Annotated in this window: 19 protein-coding genes, 2 tRNA genes and 1 pseudogene; 10 read left to right on the top strand and 12 right to left on the bottom strand. The window is 66.0% G+C overall.

What is annotated here, in order from left to right:
- Positions 1–20: 20 nt before the first annotated feature.
- Positions 21–737, top strand: coding sequence for an SDR family oxidoreductase (locus tag CAL19_RS11190; RefSeq protein ID WP_026638774.1), 717 nt, complete (start codon positions 21–23; stop codon positions 735–737).
- Positions 738–752: 15 nt separating this feature from the next.
- Here CAL19_RS11190 and CAL19_RS11185 read toward each other — a convergent pair whose 3' ends face one another.
- The 3 genes from CAL19_RS11185 to CAL19_RS11175 all read right to left on the bottom strand — a co-directional run bounded on the left by CAL19_RS11185 (position 753) and on the right by CAL19_RS11175 (position 3,848).
- Positions 753–1,388, bottom strand: a complete 636-nt coding sequence (locus CAL19_RS11185; RefSeq protein ID WP_094796805.1) for a hypothetical protein — start codon at positions 1,386–1,388, stop codon at positions 753–755.
- Entirely contained in the window at positions 1,385–1,939 is a 555-nt protein-coding gene (locus CAL19_RS11180; RefSeq protein ID WP_094797149.1) for an RNA polymerase sigma factor, read from the bottom strand. The genes CAL19_RS11185 and CAL19_RS11180 overlap by 4 nt, the downstream gene beginning before the upstream one ends.
- Positions 1,940–2,126: 187 nt before the next feature.
- The gene (locus CAL19_RS11175; protein ID WP_094796804.1) at positions 2,127–3,848 is read right to left on the bottom strand and encodes a vWA domain-containing protein; all 1,722 of its coding nucleotides are present in this window, start codon (positions 3,846–3,848) and stop codon (positions 2,127–2,129) included.
- A gap of 152 nt (positions 3,849–4,000) precedes the next feature.
- Between CAL19_RS11175 and radA the strand changes: the two genes are divergently transcribed.
- From radA to CAL19_RS19615, 3 genes are all read left to right on the top strand, one after another.
- On the top strand, positions 4,001–5,368 hold the full coding sequence (gene radA / locus CAL19_RS11170) for a DNA repair protein RadA (protein ID WP_026638770.1): 1,368 nt from the start codon (positions 4,001–4,003) through the stop codon (positions 5,366–5,368).
- Between the two features lie 56 nt (positions 5,369–5,424).
- Positions 5,425–6,204, top strand: a complete 780-nt coding sequence (locus CAL19_RS11165) for a sulfite exporter TauE/SafE family protein (protein WP_094796803.1) — start codon at positions 5,425–5,427, stop codon at positions 6,202–6,204.
- A gap of 136 nt (positions 6,205–6,340) precedes the next feature.
- The gene (locus CAL19_RS19615; protein WP_141214377.1) at positions 6,341–6,598 is read left to right on the top strand and encodes a hypothetical protein; all 258 of its coding nucleotides are present in this window, start codon (positions 6,341–6,343) and stop codon (positions 6,596–6,598) included.
- Here the strand turns inward: CAL19_RS19615 and CAL19_RS11160 are convergent.
- From CAL19_RS11160 to radC, 6 genes are all read right to left on the bottom strand, one after another.
- Positions 6,577–7,986 carry an MATE family efflux transporter gene (locus CAL19_RS11160; RefSeq protein ID WP_094796802.1) on the bottom strand — a complete coding sequence of 470 codons (1,410 nt, stop codon included), beginning with the start codon at positions 7,984–7,986 and terminating at the stop codon, positions 6,577–6,579. The two genes, CAL19_RS19615 and CAL19_RS11160, sit on opposite strands and share 22 nt — an antisense overlap.
- Positions 7,983–9,713 (bottom strand): ArnT family glycosyltransferase, encoded by a 1,731-nt coding sequence (locus tag CAL19_RS11155; RefSeq protein WP_094796801.1) that lies wholly within the window; start codon positions 9,711–9,713, stop codon positions 7,983–7,985. The genes CAL19_RS11160 and CAL19_RS11155 overlap by 4 nt, the downstream gene beginning before the upstream one ends.
- A 119-nt stretch (positions 9,714–9,832) precedes the next feature.
- A complete protein-coding gene (locus tag CAL19_RS11150; RefSeq protein ID WP_026638766.1) occupies positions 9,833–10,099 on the bottom strand; it encodes a type B 50S ribosomal protein L31 in 267 nt (88 codons plus the stop codon).
- A 150-nt stretch (positions 10,100–10,249) separates the two neighbouring features.
- Complete coding sequence (gene kynA, locus CAL19_RS11145) at positions 10,250–11,098, bottom strand: tryptophan 2,3-dioxygenase (RefSeq protein WP_026638765.1); 849 nt, start codon at positions 11,096–11,098, stop codon at positions 10,250–10,252.
- Positions 11,099–11,174: 76 nt separating this feature from the next.
- Positions 11,175–11,804, bottom strand: coding sequence for an arylformamidase (gene kynB, locus CAL19_RS11140; RefSeq protein WP_094796799.1), 630 nt, complete (start codon positions 11,802–11,804; stop codon positions 11,175–11,177).
- A gap of 108 nt (positions 11,805–11,912) precedes the next feature.
- Positions 11,913–12,590 carry a RadC family protein gene (gene radC, locus CAL19_RS11135; RefSeq protein ID WP_094796798.1) on the bottom strand — a complete coding sequence of 226 codons (678 nt, stop codon included), beginning with the start codon at positions 12,588–12,590 and terminating at the stop codon, positions 11,913–11,915.
- Between the two features lie 181 nt (positions 12,591–12,771).
- On the opposite strand from radC, the gene CAL19_RS11130 reads away from it, so the two are divergent.
- The 3 genes from CAL19_RS11130 to maiA are packed head-to-tail and all read left to right on the top strand — an operon-like array spanning position 12,772 to position 14,909.
- Positions 12,772–13,254 carry an FKBP-type peptidyl-prolyl cis-trans isomerase gene (locus CAL19_RS11130; protein ID WP_026638762.1) on the top strand — a complete coding sequence of 161 codons (483 nt, stop codon included), beginning with the start codon at positions 12,772–12,774 and terminating at the stop codon, positions 13,252–13,254.
- Positions 13,254–14,234, top strand: coding sequence for a 4-hydroxy-3-methylbut-2-enyl diphosphate reductase (ispH, locus tag CAL19_RS11125; protein WP_094796797.1), 981 nt, complete (start codon positions 13,254–13,256; stop codon positions 14,232–14,234). The genes CAL19_RS11130 and ispH overlap by 1 nt, the downstream gene beginning before the upstream one ends.
- A gap of 30 nt (positions 14,235–14,264) precedes the next feature.
- Positions 14,265–14,909 (top strand): maleylacetoacetate isomerase, encoded by a 645-nt coding sequence (gene maiA / locus CAL19_RS11120; RefSeq protein WP_026638760.1) that lies wholly within the window; start codon positions 14,265–14,267, stop codon positions 14,907–14,909.
- A gap of 151 nt (positions 14,910–15,060) precedes the next feature.
- Here the strand turns inward: maiA and CAL19_RS11115 are convergent.
- A tRNA-Thr gene (locus tag CAL19_RS11115) sits at positions 15,061–15,136 on the bottom strand.
- A 206-nt stretch (positions 15,137–15,342) separates the two neighbouring features.
- Between CAL19_RS11115 and CAL19_RS11110 the strand changes: the two genes are divergently transcribed.
- Both CAL19_RS11110 and CAL19_RS19610 read left to right on the top strand, forming a co-directional pair.
- A tRNA-Asn gene (locus CAL19_RS11110) sits at positions 15,343–15,418 on the top strand.
- 520 nt (positions 15,419–15,938) lie between these two features.
- The gene (locus CAL19_RS19610) at positions 15,939–16,373 is read left to right on the top strand and encodes a hypothetical protein (protein ID WP_141214376.1); all 435 of its coding nucleotides are present in this window, start codon (positions 15,939–15,941) and stop codon (positions 16,371–16,373) included.
- A gap of 13 nt (positions 16,374–16,386) precedes the next feature.
- Here the strand turns inward: CAL19_RS19610 and CAL19_RS11105 are convergent, their stop codons facing one another.
- Complete coding sequence (locus CAL19_RS11105; protein WP_094796796.1) at positions 16,387–16,800, bottom strand: type II toxin-antitoxin system HicB family antitoxin; 414 nt, start codon at positions 16,798–16,800, stop codon at positions 16,387–16,389.
- A gap of 71 nt (positions 16,801–16,871) precedes the next feature.
- Positions 16,872–16,985: pseudogene (locus CAL19_RS19825) on the bottom strand (type II toxin-antitoxin system HicA family toxin); the annotation flags it as partial.
- A 232-nt stretch (positions 16,986–17,217) separates the two neighbouring features.
- Between CAL19_RS19825 and CAL19_RS11095 the strand changes: the two are divergent.
- Positions 17,218–17,487, top strand: a complete 270-nt coding sequence (locus tag CAL19_RS11095) for a hypothetical protein (protein ID WP_141214375.1) — start codon at positions 17,218–17,220, stop codon at positions 17,485–17,487.
- Position 17,488 lies beyond the last annotated feature (1 nt).

The raw sequence follows: 17,488 nt of genomic DNA, 5'->3' as shown, positions 1-17,488 counted from the left end.
ACTTCCAAGCGAGGAATCCCATGAAAGACAAATGCGTGCTGATTACCGGCGCCACCAAAGGCATCGGCTGGGCGCTTACCCAGCGATTGGCCGACCTCGGCTGTCATGTCGTGGGCATTGCGCGCAATACCGACCACGTCGATTTTCCCGGCTATCTGTATGGTTGCGACCTTGCCGACGCGGGCCGCACCGAAGAAGTGCTGCGCGAAATCCGCGAAAAATTCCCGGTCGATGCCGTGGTGAACAATGTGGGCATCGTGCGGCCCCAACCGTTGGGCGAAATCGACCTGGCTTCGCTCTATCACGTCATGGACCTGAACGTGCGCGTGGCCGTGCAGGTCACGCAGGCCTTCGTCGAATCCATGAAAGTGCGGCGCACCGGCCGCATCGTCAATGTGTCCAGCCGCGTCATCCACGGCGGCCACGAGCGCACCAGCTACGCCGCCGCCAAAAGCGCCCTGATAGGCTGCACGCGCACCTGGGCGCTCGAACTCGCGGAATATGGCGTCACCGTCAACGCCGTGGCCCCGGGGCCCATCGAAACCGAACTGTTCCGCGTGGCGCAACCGGCCGGCAGCGACGCCGAAAAACGCGCGGTGGCGTCCATTCCCATGAAACGCCTGGGCACCCCCGCCGAGGTCGCGGCGGCCATTGCCTTTCTGTTGTCCGACGACGCAGGCTTCATCACCGGCCAGGTGCTGGGCATAGACGGGGGCGGCAGCCTGGCAGGCCGCTAGAAAAGCCCGGGCGGCTTATTGCTCGGCTTGCCCAAGCAGCGGCTGCAGGTCGGCGGGTAGCGCCAGCGCGGGGTGCGCGTCGTGCAACGCCCGGGCGGCGCGCGTGGCGGCCTCCTTTTCCCCGCTTTTCAGCAAGGCCCGTATGTGTTCGATGCGTGCCTCGATCTGGGCCTGCGCACTGGCCGCATCCGGGCTTGCCGTATCCGCGCTGCGCGCCTGCATGCTGGGTTCGCGATCCGCGCGCTCGATCGACGGCCGCGCCTCGGCGGGCCGGGGCGCCTGCGCATACCCTTGCGCTGCCGGCGGTGCAAGCTGACGCATCCTTGCCGGCGCGGCCGGTGCGGGTGCGGCGGACGGCGGCGGCGCATCGGCCACCTGGGCATCGTGCATCACGGCAGGGTCGCGGTCGTCCGGATCCACCAGCAGGAACAGGCTGGCGGTCAGCACGATGGACGCCGCCACTCCCCAGCCCGGATGCCAGAGCCGGCGTTGGCGCTGCGCCCGGCGGTCGGCCGCCAGCGCCCCCGCGGCTTGCTCGCGCACGGCCGCATCCACTTCGCGTGCGGGCTCGGTGCGCGGCAGACTGCGATACAGGGCCCGCAGGTCCAGGTCGTCATCTTCGTCGTGCGGGGGGCGGGAATGGGCCGTCATGGGCTCAGGGCCTTGCGGATGTGCTGCGTGGCATAGCGCAGGCGCGATTTGACTGTCTCGCGCGGGGCGCCGGTCACGTTGGCGATTTCGTCCAGACTCAGGTCATGCTCCAGGCGCAGCAGTATGGCGTGGCGCTGTTCATCGGGCAGTTGTTCGATGGCCAGCTGCAGCCGCCGGCGCATCTGGAAATCCGACAGTTGCTGTTCCGGCTGTTCGTGCTCGGCGACGGCCAGCGCGGCCAGCGCCGTTTCGGTTTCCTGGGGGCTGGCGTGCGCCGGCTGCCGCCGATGGGCGTCGATAAGCAGATTATGCGCGATCTGCAGCAGCCAGGTGGTAAATCGGGCGCGCGGTTCCCAACGGGATCGGGCGTGGATCACGCGGCTCCAGGTTTCCTGGAAAATATCGTCCGCCTGCTGCGGATTGCGGGTGCTGCGCAGAATATAGCGGTACAGCCCCGCCCGGTGGCGGGCATACAGCGTGTCGAACGCGGCCATGTTGCCGGCGCCATAGGCCTGCATCAGGGTTTCGTCGTCGGCGCCGGGGATGTCCATGGCGGCCGAGTGTATCCGTTCGGCCGCGTGGCTGCATCCACGCGGCCGTATCCACGGGGGCCGTATCCACGCGGCCGTATCCACGGGGGCCGTATCCACGGCGGCCGTATCCACGGCGGCCGTATCCACGGGGGCCGCCGCCGGCATCGCCATTGGGGTTCCCCGTGCGTGCACACTGCCGCCGGTTTCACGGCACGGCCGGCGCGCCCAGGCCCGCGGCCAGATCCACCAAGGCGGCCAGCTCGGTATTGATGCCGTGCGCATCGTCGCCGCGCGCGCGCCGCGCCAGCGCTTCGATCTGCCCCGGGGTATAGCCATCCAGGTATTTGCCGCCGCGCAGCCACTGTGCAAAAGCCGCCGCCGCGGCGGCGCGCTGCATGGCTGCCGAGCCGGCTTGCCGCGCTTGCGAGGCCGCGACGGCGTGCTCCAGTAGTTGGCTGTCGGCGGAACCAGGCAACTTGTAGCGCAGGCGCACAAAGGCCAGCTCGTCATGCCCCTGTGTGCCGATGTGTGGCGCCTGGCCATAGCGCAACGGGTCGAGCCGCGCACCCGGCGCGCCGACAGGCGTAATTTCGTACAGCGCGGTCACCGACGCTCCGGCGCCGACGTCGCCCGCATCCACGCGGTCATTGTTGAAGTCCTCGCGCGCCAGGGCGCGTTTTTCGTAACCGATCAGGCGGTACTCGGCCACCAGGGCCGGGTTGAATTCAACCTGGATCTTCACGTCGCGCGCAATCGTCAACAAGGTCGACGTCACTTCCCTGGCGAGCACGCGCTGCGCTTCGCGCAGGCTATCCAGGTAATGGTAGCTGCCGTCGCCCACGTCGGCCAGTTGCATGGCCAGCGCGTCGTTGAAGTTGCCGCCCCCGACGCCCAGCGTGGTCAGCGCGATGCCATTCTGCCGGTGCCGGGCAATGCGTTCCTTCAGGGTTTCGAGGTCCGTCGTGCCCACGTTGAAGTCGCCATCGCTGGCCAGCAGGATGCGGTTGACGCCTTCGGGCACATAGGCTTTGGCCGCCTGCGCATAGGCAAGGTCCAGTCCGGCCGCGCCGTTGGTGCCTCCCGCTGCCCGCAGACTGTCGATGGCGGCCAGGATGCGGGCCTGCTGGTCCCCCGGCGTCGATTCCAGGGTCGTCGATGCCTGGCCGGCGTAGGTCACGATGGCCACCCGGTCCTGGGGGCGCAGCTGCTTGACCAGTTGCCTCAGCGCGGCCTTGAGCAGCGGCAGCTTGTCGCGGTCGGCCATGGAGCCCGAGGTGTCGATCAGGAACACCAGGTTGGCCGCCGGAATGTCGCGCGGCGCTACCTCGTAGCCCTGAACGCCGATCTGCAGCAGTTGGCGCTGGGGGTTCCAGGGCGCGGCAGCCAGTTCGGTATGGATGTGAAACGGCCGCTGCGGCGAATCCGGTACGGCGTATCCATAGTCGAAATAGTTGATGAATTCTTCGGCGCGCACAGCGTGCGCGGGCGGCAGCCGGCCTTCGTTGAGGATGCGCCGCACGTTGGTGTACGAGCCGGTGTCCACATCCACGCCAAACGTCGAGACGGGCTGTTCCCGGGCGATCACTACGGGGTTGTCGCGATAGCGCTGGTAGTTTTCCCTGTCTACTGCGGGGGGGAGCGCCATGTCGGCAATGCTCGTGCGGCGCAGGCCATCGAGCGGGGCCGGTTCGGCGTGCGCCCGTGGGGCATACTGGTGTGCGGGCGCGGCCAACGTGGCCTGCGGCGCAGGCGCGGCAGGCGCGCGCGCGCTGTCGGCCGCCAACCGCGCCGTTTCCCGGGCGCGATCGGTGGGCGCGGACGTTGCCGGTTGCGTCGCGCGATCAGTGGGCGGGGGCGAGCATGCCGCCAGCAGAGCGGCGGACACGGCGGTGCACAGCAGGCGGGCAGGGGCGGTTCGGCTTTTCATGCGGGTTCCTGTTCAAGTGGGCCTGTACGGTTAAACGCCGCAGCCGAGCATTCGGGGTCAAGGCCCGGCGCCAATGTTGCAAGCAAAGGTATCCGCGCGCGGGCAGCGCACATTTGCAGCAGGCGTGCCGCCATGCCGGTAAACTTGCGCACATGGCCAAGCCTCGTACCGTTTATGTCTGTGCCGAATGCGGCGGCACCAGCCCCAAGTGGCAGGGAAAATGCCCGCATTGCTCCGCCTGGAACACGCTGCAGGAAACCGTCGAGGCCAGCGGCCCCGCCGCCGCCTCGCACCGATACGCCCCATTGGCCAGTTCCAGCCCGGTGCGCAGCCTGGCCGACATCGAAGCCCGCGAAACCCCGCGGCAGCCCACCGGGCTGGATGAGTTCGACCGCGTCCTGGGCGGCGGCCTGGTTGCCGGCGCCGTGGTGCTGATCGGCGGCGACCCCGGCATCGGCAAATCCACCTTGCTGTTGCAGGCCTTGGCAACCATGTCCGCCCACAGCAACGTGCTGTACGTCACCGGCGAAGAATCCGCCGAACAGGTTGCGCTGCGCGCACGCCGGCTGGGCCTGCAAACCGGCAACGTCAACCTGCTGGCAGAAATCCGTCTCGAAGCCATCCAGGCCGCAGTCTCCGAACAGAAGCCGGTGGTCGCCGTCATCGACTCGATCCAGACCCTGTACAGCGGCGAGCTTACCGCCGCGCCGGGCTCGGTGTCGCAGGTGCGCGAATGCGCCGCGCAATTGACCCGCCTGGCCAAGCAGACGGGCATCGCCATCGTCATGATCGGCCACGTCACCAAAGACGGCGCGCTGGCAGGCCCCCGCGTGCTCGAACACATTGTCGACACCGTCCTGTACTTCGAAGGCGACACTCATTCGTCGTTTCGGCTGGTCCGCGCCTTCAAGAACCGCTTCGGGGCCGTCAACGAACTGGGCGTCTTCGCCATGACCGACCGCGGGTTGCGCGGCGTGGCCAATCCCTCCGCGCTGTTCTTGTCGCAGCACGAGCAGCAGGTGGCGGGCTCCTGCGTCATGGCCACCCAGGAAGGCACGCGGCCGCTGCTGGTCGAGATCCAGGCGCTGGTCGACAGTTCCCATGCGCCCAATCCCAAGCGTCTCACCGTGGGCCTGGAGGGCAACCGGCTGGCGATGCTGCTGGCCGTGCTGCACCGGCACGCCGGCGTGTCCACCTACGATCAGGATGTGTTCGTCAATGCCGTCGGCGGGGTGCGCATCACGGAGCCGGCCGCCGATCTGCCGGTCCTGCTGGCCATCATGTCGTCATTGCGCGACAAGCCGCTGCCGCGTGGATTGATCGCCTTCGGCGAAGTGGGTCTGGCCGGCGAGATCCGCCCGGCGCCGCGCGGCCAGGAACGGCTGCGCGAAGCCGCCAAGCTGGGGTTCAACGTTGCGCTGATACCCAAGGCCAACGCTCCCCGGCAAGGCATCGAAGGGCTCGAAATCTGGGCCGTCGACCGTCTCGATGCCGCCCTGGAAAAGCTGCGCTCCGTCTAGCCGCCGATGCTGTCCTGACCGCGCCGTACCATGACCAATTCAAAAAAGGACCCGGCATGAGCCTGTGGATCATCGCGGGCATCTGCCTGGCCTGCGGGGCGTTGATCGGATTTCTGGGCGGCGTGCTGGGCATCGGCGGCGGCATGATCGCCATTCCCGCACTGGCGCTGCTGCTCGATATGCCCCAGCAACTGGCGCAAGGCACGGCCATGATCATGGTGTTGCCCACGATCATGATGGCCGTGCGCAAGTACAACCAGCAATCCCGCATCGACCGGCCCGTCGCACTGGCGGGCGCCCTGGGCGCGGTCTTGTCCACCTGGGTGGGCGCGCGGCTGGCGCTGGGCATACCCTCGGGCACATTGCGTCTGGGCTTTGCGGTATTTCTGTTCTTCGTGGCCGTGTTCTACGTCTACCGGCTCGTGCGCCGCCAGGGCCCGGCCGCGCAGCGCAGGGCCGGGCAGGGCCACGCCCCCGCGTTCACGCGCACCCGCGCTGCGCTGCTGGGCGCTGCCAGCGGGATACTGGGGGGCTTCTTCGGCGTGGGCGGCGCCGTGATGGCGGTACCCATCCTGACGACGGTATTCCGGCAGTCCCAGACCACGGCGCAGGCGCTGGCGCTTACCATGGTGATACCGGGTTCCATGGTTGCGCTGACCACCTACAGCGTGGCCGGCCAGGCCGACTGGCGCATCGGCTTGCCCCTGGCCGTAGGCAGCCTGCTGTTTGTGCCCATGGGCGTGCGCATCGCCTATCGGCTGCCCGAACGCCGGCTGCGCGCCTGCTTCGCCGCGATGCTGTTTGTCACGGTGCTGCTCTTGATACTCGAATCCTGACCCTGGCGCCCCGCCGGCCAGCGAATATTGACGATCCGTTAGCGCACGCAAAACTTTCCTGCGCGCCGCGAACCGGCCGCTTCATTTGCGCTCCAATACTGCCGGGCAATCCGCCCGGTTGTTTCAGGAGGCACTCATGACTACACCCGCTCGTATCGCCGCGTTCTTGTCCACATCGGCGCTATGCCTGGGGCTGGCCGGTGGCCCAGCCTATGGCAGTGAGCGTGGCGCCGATGCCGATCGCGAATCCCGCACACTGTCGCGCGACCGCGACGCTTCCGCGCGCGGCGCCGCGTCCGGCGTCCTTGCCGATTCCCGGTCCGATCGCCCAACGGCCGGGGCAGGGGGCGGGCAAAACCTGTCCGCGCCGGATCAGCGGGCCCGCGAACGATAGTCGCGCACGATCTTCCAGTACCAGGCGTGCAGCAGAATGGTGGAAAGGCCCAGGCCGATCATGGCCATCAGCCACATCGTGCCCGCACCCAGCGGCGAATCCGGAATCACGATGCGCCGCAGCCAGTCCAGCCCGCCGCGGCCCGGCCCGAAACCCAGCCACCAGCCGCCCAGCAAGCCCACGCCGGCCAGCGCCACGATCTGCAGCAGCAATGGCACCACCGCAACCTTGTACGCGCGCAGCACATACGAATTGATGCACTGCATCGAGTCGCACAAGTGGAACAGCGGAATCATCACCAGCAACGACCCGGCCACGGCGGCCACCTTGGCGTCGTCGGTATAGGCGGCCAGGATCAGTTCGCGCCCGGCCAGTAGCCCGGCCGCGGTAAGCAGCGCGCCCAGCAGGCCCAGCGCCATGCCCGCCATGCCGGTTCGTTGCGCCGCGACAGGCTGCCCGGCGCCGATGGCCTGCGCGGTAAGCGATGCCGTCGCCACGCCCAGGGCCATGGGCATCATGTAGCACAGGGCGGCCAGGTTCGACATGATCTGGTGGCCGCCGCTGACATAGGTGCCTTCGCGTGCCACCAGCAAGGCCATGAACGTGAAGGCCGACACTTCCACCAGGTACGATCCGCCCATCGGGACGCCCAGTCGCAGCAGCTCTTTCTGCGCGGGCCAGGCTGGCCGTCCCAGCGTCAGTCCGAAACGGCGGAAGTAGCGGTTGTGCGTCACGAACCACAGGCCCACGCCCAGGCTCATCCACGACACGATGGCCGTTGACAGGCCGGCGCCGGTCGCGCCCAGCGCCGGCAGCCCCAGGTTGCCGTAGATCAGCACCCAATTGAAAAACGCCTTCAAGCCCACGCCGGCCAGGTTGATGGTCATCACCACCTTGGGACGCGATACCGCCGTTCCCAGCGCGTATATCGTGCGAAAGACCAGAGCGGCCGGCAGGGCCAGCGCCAATGCCCGCAGGTAGCCCGTCACGCGCTCGCGCACTTCGGGCGCCACATCGCCCGACAGCGACAGCCAGCCATCGGGAAACATCATCAGCACGGCGCCGGCCAATGCCAGGCCCAGCGCCATCCACACTCCCTGGCCCCAGGTGCGGCCTACATCGGCCAGACGGCCCGCGCCAAAGTGCTGCGCCAGAATGGGAATCAGCGCATGCACCACGCCCATCAGCCCCACGAAAATGGTGATGTAGACGGACATCGATAATGACATCGCGGCCAGGTCGGCCGCGCTGGCATGCCCTGTCATGGCCGTGTCGAGCACGCCAAAGGCAATGCCGGCCCATTGGCTGATCAGCACGGGCCAGGCCTGCCTGACGATGCCTCGCATCGTGGCGCCGAACCCGCCTTCAGTAGCGGGAGAAGACGTCATTGCGAAGGTGCGATACGCAGCAGGCGGAAGATTTCGTGCCGGTCGGCGCGGCGGCCGCCGCGCCACAGTTCTTGCGCGCCTTCGCTATAGGCTGCATTGCCGTCGCGCAGCCGTTCGCGCGAGGTCTGTTGCAGCACCAGCGGGCACTTCGAGTCGTAGCTCAGCGTCAGGTTATCGAAAATCAGCAGCGACGCACGCTGGCCGCTGCCCACGCTCAGGCCGCGCACGCACTCGCCGGGTTTGCGGTATTGGGCCAGCGCCGCGGCCAGCTCGCCCGACACCGTGCGATAGCTGCGGGCATAGTCCACGGCGGGCTGCCACAGCAACACCAGCAGGATCCATGTCGCCGTCAGGCCGCTGGCCGACAGTACCGTGCCGCGCCACAGCGCCACCGGCTGCGAACGCAGCCGCCACACCACCACGACCACCCACGCGGCCGTCACCACCAGCGCCAGGGCGAAGGCCATCCATGAAATTGTCGGCTCGTATCCGGTTGTCTGGCGCGCGATGTTGCGGGCGATCTGGGCGGGCCAGCCAAAATGCAGGGCCACCCAGCCCAGCCATGCGGTGGCTACGGTAAGCGAAAAACACATCACCGCGAACCAGTCCAGCGTATTGACGACGCCGCGCCGCAAGGTGGGCAGTGAAAAGGCCGCCAGAACCGAGCCGGGCACAGCCAGCAGAATGAACTCCGCGTCGGTCGGTTCTTCCAGGAAGAACAGCATCACCGCCGCAAACACGGCCAGTGACAGCGGCAGCCAGATATGCGGCGCGAACAGCCAGTCGCGCCACCGCCACAGGGCCAACACCGCCAGCGGCCAGGTGGGCCACAAATACCAGGGAAGATCGCGCAGGGTGCGGCCGGTATCGGCCAGGCTCGGCCAGGAGAACGATGCCAGGTTCCAGGTTTTCCAGTTGCTGATCCAGTATTCGCTATGTTGCGTGGCGGGTATCCACCAAGCCAGGATCAGCGCTGCCGCCACTCCGGCGGCCAGCGGCAGCCAGCGGCGCCTTTGCCACAGCACGCTGCGCGGCACGAACGCCAGGGCGGTGCCCAGCATGATGGGCAGGGCGCCTACCCAACCCCGCGTCAGGAAACTTGCGGCAAGGGCCACGCCCAATGTCACCGCGCCGGATGCGGGGCGGTCCACCGTGCGCGCCAGCGAATAAAAAGCCAGCGCCTGCCACGCCATGATGGCGGGCACCACAGAGGTCTCGTGGGTGCGTTGCAAAATGCCGACCGTGGCGATCAGCAGCAGCAGGGCGGCGTCCGCCAGCATGCGCCCGTAGTCGCGTGGCGGCGGCTCGCCGCCAAACGGCAGCGCCAGCGGCTGGGCCTCGGCGCGGCGCCCCAGCAGATAGGTGCCGTACCATACGCTGACGGTGGCGATGCCGAACCACAGCAGATTCGGCAGACGCCCGGCCGGTATATCGCCGATCAGCGGCCCGAACAGCCACATGCACAGGGCGCCTGCCCAGGTGATCAGCGGCCCTTCTTCGGCGAAGGCCAGTTCCCCTACCTGCGGCAGCAGCCAGGTAGTGCCGCCTTCGCGTATCGCCGTGATCATGGTGGCCAGGCCGACGGCGTCGTCGGTCTTCCACGGATCGCGCATGAAGAGGCCGGCCAGGATATAGGCGAGCGATAGCCCCAGCAGCACCAGACGGGGCAACTTGGCGGTGGCTGAACTGGTCAGTCGGGCCGGGGTTGAGCGCGTTATGGGAGACACGTGGCTAATGTAACCGAGCAGGCTCGGGCCGGTGGCCCGCAAACGGGGAAGGATCGAGTTCGCGTGGAAAAAAAAGCAGCCCTAGGGCTGCTTTTTCCTGCGCCTCGGCGAGGAGCAGTTTACGACGCGGATTTGATTGCGCCGGCGGTGCGAGCGAACCTGGCGCGGAATTTCTCGACGCGGCCGGTTTCGACGATGCGGGTCTGCGCCCCGGTGTAGAAGGGGTGCGATTCCGACGTAACGTCGCACTTGAACAACGGGTAGGTCTTGCCGTCGAGTTCGATGGTTTCGCGCGTGTTGATGGTGGAGCGCGTCACGAACTTGTTGCCCGTTTGCACGTCCATGAACACCACTTCGCGGTATTCGGGGTGAATGCCTTCTTTCATGATGAATTCCGGTTCTTCCGGTCTGGCCGGAGGTTTGCGGGTCGCCAGCCGAACGGATCGCCTTGTCATAAGGTCGCCCGACAGCCACGTATCCAGGAAGTAACCCCGCATTCTAGCACGATTTCCCGTGCTGACCAGCGGGCGGACGCGCTACAAATCCGTGCGCAGCGCCCAGATTTCCGGAAACAGCACGATGTCGAGCATCTTGCGCAAGTATGCGACCCCCGATGTGCCGCCGGTGCCGCGTTTGAATCCGATAATGCGTTCCACCGTGGTGACGTGGCGGAAACGCCACAGCCGGAAAGCGTCTTCCAGGTCGGTGAGTTTTTCCCCCAGTTGGTACAGGTCCCAGTAGCGGTCAGGCTGGCGGTACACCGTGAGCCAGGCCGCCTCGACGGCGGCGTCGGCCTGGTACGGCCGGGACCAGTCGCGCTGCAGGTGGCTGGCCGGCACGGGCAGGCCATGGCGCGCCAGTAGTCGCAATGATTCGTCGTACAGCGAGGGCGCCTCGTAGGCCGCGCGCACCGCGGCCAGCAAGTCGGGCCGGTGCTCGTGGGGCTTGAGCATGGCGGCGTTCTTGTTGCCCAGCAGGAACTCGATCTGGCGGTACTGGTAGCTCTGGAACCCGCTGGATCTTGCCAGGTATGGGCGCAGGGCCGAGTATTCGGGCGGCGTCATGGTGGCCAGCACGTCCCAGGCGTGCACCAGTTGCTCCATGATCTTGCTGACGCGCGCGAGCATCTTGAAGGCCGGCGGCAGGCGGTCCTGGGTAACGTGCTCGATGGCGGCGCGCAGTTCATGCAGCATCAGCTTCATCCAGAGTTCGCTGGTCTGGTGCTGCACGATGAACAGCAATTCGTTGTGCTCGGGCGACAGCGGATGTTGCGCGCCCAGCAGCTCATCCAGGTGCAGATAGTCGCCATAGGTCATGTCCTGGGCGTAGTCGAGCTGGGCCTGTTCGTCGCGGACGATGTCTTCGGGGCGTTGTGGCGTATTCATCAAAGGCCTGCCTGATCGGGAACGCCGCCGTGGTGCGGCGGCATTTCCCTGGTGATGGTTCATGGTAACGGGCGAATCAGCCCAGTTCGCGCAGCACCGCGCGCACCGGACTGGCATCGGCCTGGGCCAGCGCCAGCGGAAGGGCGATGAGTTCGTAGTCGCCTTCGGCAACGTCATCGAGCAGCAGGTTTTCCAGCACGCGCATATCGCGCCGCAAGATGACGTGGTGGCTGTCCAGGGTCTTGCTGGACGCGGGGTCGATGCTGGGCGTGTCCAGCCCGATCAGCATCACGCCGCGTTCGGCCAGCCAGTCGATGGTGTGTGGCGCGTAGGCCGCGAAATCATCTGTCCACCAGTGAACCGCCGCATGTTCGGCGGTGCGCACCAGTACGCGCGGCGGCAGGTCGGCGGCCGCATGTTCCAGGTGTTCGGGCCGGATCAGCGGGCCGCAGTCCAGGGCATGGATGACCCGGCAGGGCCCCAGGTAGGGCTCCAGCGGCACGGCCCCGATAGCCGCGGCCCCGTTGCGGTAGTGCAAGGGGGCATCGGCGTGCGCGCCGATATGCGGCGACATCCGGATTTCGCTGACATTGACCGGACAGTCGCCGCCCAGCGACCATGTCCAGCGTTGCTGGTAAGCGGTATCGCCCGGAAAAACCGGAGAGTCGGGCGATACCGGAGGAGAAATGTCCCACAGGCGCTTCATCGATTCTCGTCCGGGCGTGCTCTGGATCGTTGGAACTTGCAGTCTAACGAAATTGCCGGCGCGCCGCTGCACCGGCGCCGACGGATTGGTTCGCGGCCTGCCATGCCGCTAAAGCAGGCCCGCTTCAGCCATGGACACCGTCGTGTCGCCGGCCACGATCAGGTGGTCCACCAGGCGGATGTCCACCAGCGCCAGCGCCTGTTTCAGGCGCTGGCTGAATTCACGGTCGGCCTGGCTGGGTCGCGCCGCGCCGGATGGATGGTTGTGCGCCAGTATCAGGGCCGCGGCATGGTGCCGCAAGGCTTCCCGCACCACTTCCCGCGGATACACCGAAGCCTGCGCCAGGGTGCCCCGGGCGAGCTCGCCGCTGGCGATCAGGTTGAGCTGGCTATCAAGATACAGCGCCATGCAGTGCTCCACGTCGCGATGCGAGAGCGCCGTGCGGAAATAGCGCTTGACCTGCCCCGGGTCGGACATATTGTGCTGGCGCATCAATTGTTCTTCGGTGGCCCGCCGCGCAAGTTCCAGGATGGCCGCCAGCACGCCGGCCTTGGCAGCCCCCAGGCCCCGCTGCGACATCAATTCCTGGGGCGTGGCGCCGAACAGGCCGCGCAGCCCGCCATAGTGTTGCAAGAGCAGGTCGCCCATGTCGACCGCGGTGCGGCCCCGCGTGCCGGTACGCAGGGCCAGCGCCAGCAGTTCGGCGTCGCGCAGCGCCTGGGGCCCCAGGCGCAGCAGGCGTTCGCGGGGGCGCTCGTGCGGGGCAAGGTCGCGGGGCAGGGGCATGGGGGCACGCAAAGGAATCGGGGCCCGTCACTATGCCGCGCTCCCGGGGCGCAGGGTGCGCGTATGTCCATTTTGGTCCACGCGTAGTTCTACGCTGGCTCCGCCAAGGCCGGCGCTGGGCCGACATTTGCCAAGACGTTCTAAAATCAGGGTTTACGCCACTTTTTCCACGGTGACCACCTTGAGCAGTACCCCCGCCGCCGATCAGGCCGTACCCACAGTTCGGGCCGATTCCTACCTTACCTTGCACTATCGCATCGTGCTGGCGTCCGGCCCTGCCCAGGACACCGTATTCGCCGATACCTTCGATGGCCGGCCCGGCACCCTGCAAATGGGGCAGGGGCAATGGGCGCCGGGTCTCGAAACCGCGCTGCTCGGCCGCTCCGAAGGCGAGCGCTTCAGCGTCACGCTGTCGCCCGCCCAGGCCTATGGCGAACGCAATCCCGACCTCATCCAGAAGGTCACCCGCGCCATGCTGGCCGAACACGCCGGCGCCGACGCCACGTTCGAACCCGGCGATCTCGTCGAGTTCACCGCGCCCAACGGCGCGCGCTATTCGGGCGTGCTAAAGCAGCTCGATCCCGATTGGGCATTGTTCGATTTCAACCATCCACTGGCGGGCACGGCGCTGCGCGTCGATGTCCACATCCTGGGGGTCTTGTAATGAACCGACCGGTCACCGCGGCCGACGCCGAAGTCGTCCTGGCGCAGCCGCGCGGCTTCTGTGCCGGCGTCGACCGCGCCATCGACATCGTCGAGCGCGCGCTCGAACTGCATGGGGCGCCCATCTATGTGCGCCACGAAATCGTCCACAACCGCTATGTGGTCGAAGACCTGCGCGCCAAGGGCGCCATCTTCATCGACGAGCTCGATCAGGCGCCTGCGGGCGCCATCGTGGTGTTCTCTGCGCACGGCGTGTCCAAGGCGGTGCGCCAGGAAGCCGATTCGCGCGGGCTGCAGGTGTTCGACGCCACGTGCCCGCTGGTCACCAAAGTGCACATCGAAGTCGCCCGCATGCGCGCCGCCGGGCGTGAAATCATCATGATCGGTCACAAGGGGCATCCCGAAGTCGAAGGCACGCTGGGGCAGGCGCAGGGCGGCATGTACCTGGTCGAAACCGTCGAAGACGTGGCGGGGCTGCAGGTGTCCGACCCCGGCAACCTGGCTTTCGTCACGCAGACCACGCTGTCGGTCGACGACGCCGCTGCGGTGTCGGCCGCGCTGCGCGCGCGCTTTCCGGGCATTGTCGAACCCAAGAAAAGCGATATCTGCTACGCCACGCAAAACCGCCAGGACGCTGTCAAGGTGCTGGCGCCCCAATGCGATCTCGTGCTGGTCGTGGGCAGCCCCAATAGCTCCAACTCCAACCGCTTGCGCGAAGTCGCCGAACGCATAGGTACCGATGCCTTCCTGGTCGATGGCGCCGATGCCATCGATCCCGCGTGGCTCGTCGGTCGCCAGCGCATCGGCATCACCGCGGGCGCGTCGGCGCCCGAAGTGCTCGTAGAGCAAGTCGTGCAGCGCCTGAAAGAGCTGGGCGCCGTGTCGGTGCGCACCATGCCGGGCCTGGAAGAAAACGTGGCGTTCCCCTTGCCCAAGGGGCTGTCGCGCAAGGCAGCGCCAGACGCCGCCGAACCACGCTAGCGCCCGCCGCCACCACAAGAGGACGACATGATGCAGTTATATAGCTACTTTCGTAGTTCGGCCGCCTACCGCGTTCGAATCGCCCTCAACATCAAGGGTATCGCGTACGAATACCTGGGCGTGCACCTGCTGAAAGACGGGGGGCAGCAGCTGTCCGACGGTTACCGCGCGCTCAACCCTTCCGCATTGGTTCCAACCCTGGTCGACGCAGACGTCACCCTGGGCCAGTCGCTGGCCATCATCGAATACCTGGACGAAACCCACCCGCAACCGCCGTTGCTGCCAGCCGACGCCGCCGGCCGCGCCCGGGTGCGGGCCATTGCCCAGGCCATCGCTTGCGACACCCACCCGCTTAACAACCTGCGCGTGCTCAAGTACCTCAAGCGCAATCTGCAGGTCAGCGACGACGCCAAGAACGAGTGGTACCGACACTGGGTGGGACTGGGGCTGGCCGCGGTGGAATCCATGCTGGCCGATTCTTCAAGCACTGGCCGTTATTGTCATGGCGATACCCCCGGCCTGGCCGACGCGTGCCTGGTCCCGCAGGTATACAACGCACGTCGCTTCGATTGCGATCTGTCGGCGTTTCCCACGGTTGTGCGCATCGACGAAGCCTGCCGCGAATTGCCGGCGTTCGACCTCGCCCAACCCGAAAAGCAGCCCGACTTCGAATAGTCGGCGCCTTTCACGGGCGCATAGTGCCGCGGCCCGCCGTTGCAGCTCGCCCGGCTGCTGTGCCATCAGACATTGCGCATCGGCAACGTCCATTCCGCCCGGGCTCAGGCAACAAAAAAGGGCAGCCCTGGGCTGCCCTTTCAAATAATTCTGGTGCCGGCAAGAGGAGTCGAACCCCCGACCTTCGCATTACGAATGCGCTGCTCTACCAACTGAGCTATGCCGGCTTGCTTCGTGCGCGATGCGCCTTCCGCCCAACGCCACGCACCGTGTGCGCCGCGTCGAAAGACCGAGATCATATCAGAGAATTTCTTGGCGCGCATGTTCGGGGTAACGAAAACAATCCCGGAACGCGTGGCGCGCTCTGTTCTGCGTTCACTTGCATTGCCCAAAAATTTCCTTCATAATCTCACTTCTTTAGCGCAGTTGCAGTTCCCCGATAGCTCAGTCGGTAGAGCGACGGACTGTTAATCCGCAGGTCGCAGGTTCGAGCCCTGCTCGGGGAGCCAAAAACCGCTAAAGAAAACAGTCAAACCGCCCCTGAGGCGGTTTTTCTTTTTGTGCGTCGTGCTGTGGCCAAAACGTGACCGCGTTGGCGTGGCTCGCGAGATGGTCCGGCGGTCATGAAAGTGGAAGTCCTGGATCCCTACCACGGTGCACACCCTGCCGAGTACTCGCCGGTCAGCCTACTGTATGGGGATGGCCTCTCGATCGGGCGCCGATGACCGAGTGAAAACCAGGGTCGGGTGTAGTCCGCGGCGATGACGCAGCACTTCCATTGCATCAGCATTGACCGGCATCGCGCGGCCTTTTTCGATTTCGCGTCAGGGGCGGTGACGTAGGCGTGCTGCTTGGTCATGTCGACTTGTGCCCACGTCAGCGATGTGATTTCGCTCTGCCGTTAGCGTTGTGGATGTGCCGCGCCAAGCCATGAGACCGTATTCCAGTTCCTGGAAGGTGTCAGCATGAGCTCTCACGGTCCCAATGGCTTCCGCCGGCGCACAGGCCGCCTGGCCAGCGATAAGCGCAATGGCAACAACGGCGCCTTCATTCTCCGGCTTTCGCTGGCGGCGCGACGCTGCTGACAGATATCCAGCGCGCCGCGCCGTTTTATTGCCTGCAACAAAACTGCTTCAGCGGGAAAATCGAAGGACAGAGGTTTGGCACGGCCACCACCGCGCCGCCGGGCTGCGTCAAGCGCTACGACCGCGCACACATTTTTTTTACCTGGACCTGCCATATTGGGGCACGGCCGGGTATGGAGTCGAATTCGCGCTACTCGAATACGAAGCGCTTGCCGACGCCATGCGCGGCAAGGCGCTGTTGAGCCTCAATGACCACCCAAAGATGCGAGAGGTGTTCGCAGGCTTTCCGGTGCACTCCCTGAGTATCCGCCACATCGTGAGCGGGGGCGCTGGCGTGCCGCGGCGTGAGATGCTGGTGCAGAGTTGGCAGGCACCGTGACGCCGCCATTGTGCTACGCCATGGAAACTTCCAGCCGCCGGCCCAGCCGCTGTACGGCGGCCTCTACAGCCTCGATCTTCGAGGCGTGGGCCAAGTCCAGCAGCCGGTCCACCTGCGGCATGTGAACGCCCAGGCGGCGCGCCAGTTCGGCTTTCCTGATGCCTTGGTTGACCATCTCGTTCGATAGCAGAACCTTCGCGGTAACAAGGGCTCCGAGCGTGACGCTCCCATCGCCCACGGCAGCGGGCATAGGAATAGGGCGGCGTGCGTCGACATACATTTGTAGGGCAGCTTCCAGGCCCTCGAACGCCTCGCGTGCCGCGTCTTGGTCGCGCTCTGTCACGGCCGCTGCTTCCGGTACGTCCGGGAATGAAATCAGCAGCGTGCCGTTATCGTCGGGCGCCAGGGTGTAGCAGTAGGTCAACATGCCGTTTCCTCATTGTGTGCGGGGCGGTAGAGATACAGCGGAAGGAGGCGGCCCTTTTGGGCCACCTCGTCTCACTTCAGGCCCAGGTCTTTCTCGATCTTGCTCACCAGTCCAGTACCGATTTCTTTGCTGCCGTGGTCTGGGAAAACTGTCATTCGATCACCTAGGGTTGCTTTGTAGTGGCTGCTTCCTGATTTGTGGGGGTAGCGTCACCCCTGCTTCAGCAACCACCGCCTGAACTCGCTGTATTTCATTGCCTCCCCTGCGTGGTTTCGATAAGTAGCTATACAACAATAAAGTTTGTAAACACAACAAAAATGTTTTGATCTTGGGCAACGCCAGTTTCCATCGGGCGCGACAAGAACGGATGCGCTGACAGGATTTACCGGCATATCGTTGCTGGCGCTGGTGTGTTGCGTGACTGCGGTGTCGGCTTATCTGCCGCTGGTCGGAGCATGGGCCAGAATCGCTCATACGCTGGGCGTCCTCAGCTATCCGGTGTACCTGCTGCATCCGGTCGTCTGGCACGTGGTGGGAAAGCGTGACGCTTTTGGCATGGTCACGGCCGGTGTGGCCACGTTCGCGCTCAGCTGGCTGTCCTGGCGGCTGTTGGAACAGCCCGCAATCCGATTGGGCAAACGCCTGAATCTCAGGCTGTCCGCGCCTATGCGCAGCGAGCCGGTGTAGG

Origin of the sequence: Bordetella genomosp. 7, assembly GCF_002261265.1 — a bacterium.
Classification (GTDB): Bacteria; Pseudomonadota; Gammaproteobacteria; order Burkholderiales; family Burkholderiaceae_B; genus Bordetella_A.
The sequence above is the reverse complement of the archived record's forward strand: the minus strand, read 5'-3'. Positions and strand labels throughout refer to the sequence as shown.